Raw genomic sequence first — 649 nt, forward strand, 5'->3', positions numbered from 1 at the left:
GTTCGGGGTGATCGGGGTCTGCGGCGCGTTCGTCGCCCCCGTGTCGGGCCGCTTCACCGACCGGAGCGGCGCCCGGCCCGTGGTGCTGGGCGGCAGCCTGATGGTCGCCCTGTCGTTCCTGGTGCTCTGGGCCGGGGGCACGTGGTCTCTCGTCGCCGTCGGGCTCGGCGTCCTGTTGATCGACATCGGCATGAACGGCGCGCTCATCGCCAACCAGACCCGGGCCTACGCCCTGGTGCCGGGGGCCCGGGGCCGCATCAACACCGTGCTGTTCACGACCCTGTTCGTGTTCGGGGCGCTCGGCGCCTTCGCGGGCTCGCAGGCGTTCCTGATGGTCGGCTGGCCGGGCGTCTGCGCGGTGGGCCTGGTCTTCTCGGCGCTGGCCGTGCTGGTGGCGGCCCGCGACCGGCATGGGCCGGCGGCGCCTATTTGAGCACCCGCGACAGGCGGCACCACGCCGCCTTCCCGGCCGGCAGGCCGAAGCGCAGGCGCTCGGGCCGCTTGGGGAAGCGCCGCACGGCGATCCCGGCTTCCGCGAGCCGCCGGTACAGGCCCGGTCCGTCGGGGAAATCGGCGGTGCGGAACAGGCTGGTGCCGCCGATGACGGTGCCGCCGCCGCGGGCGATCAGCCGGTCGAGCACCTCGACAT

2 pseudogenes are annotated in these 649 nt (G+C 74.4%); one reads left to right on the plus strand and one right to left on the minus strand.

The annotated features are described in order from the left end of the window. Positions 1–433 (plus strand): annotated as a pseudogene (locus FV228_RS31905) (MFS transporter); the annotation flags it as partial. Here FV228_RS31905 and FV228_RS31910 read toward each other — a convergent pair. Next, a pseudogene (locus FV228_RS31910) lies at positions 426–649 on the minus strand (threonine-phosphate decarboxylase); the annotation flags it as partial. The pseudogenes FV228_RS31905 and FV228_RS31910 overlap by 8 nt on opposite strands.

The organism is Methylobacterium sp. WL18 (assembly GCF_008040015.1).
GTDB lineage: Bacteria > Pseudomonadota > Alphaproteobacteria > Rhizobiales > Beijerinckiaceae > Methylobacterium > Methylobacterium mesophilicum.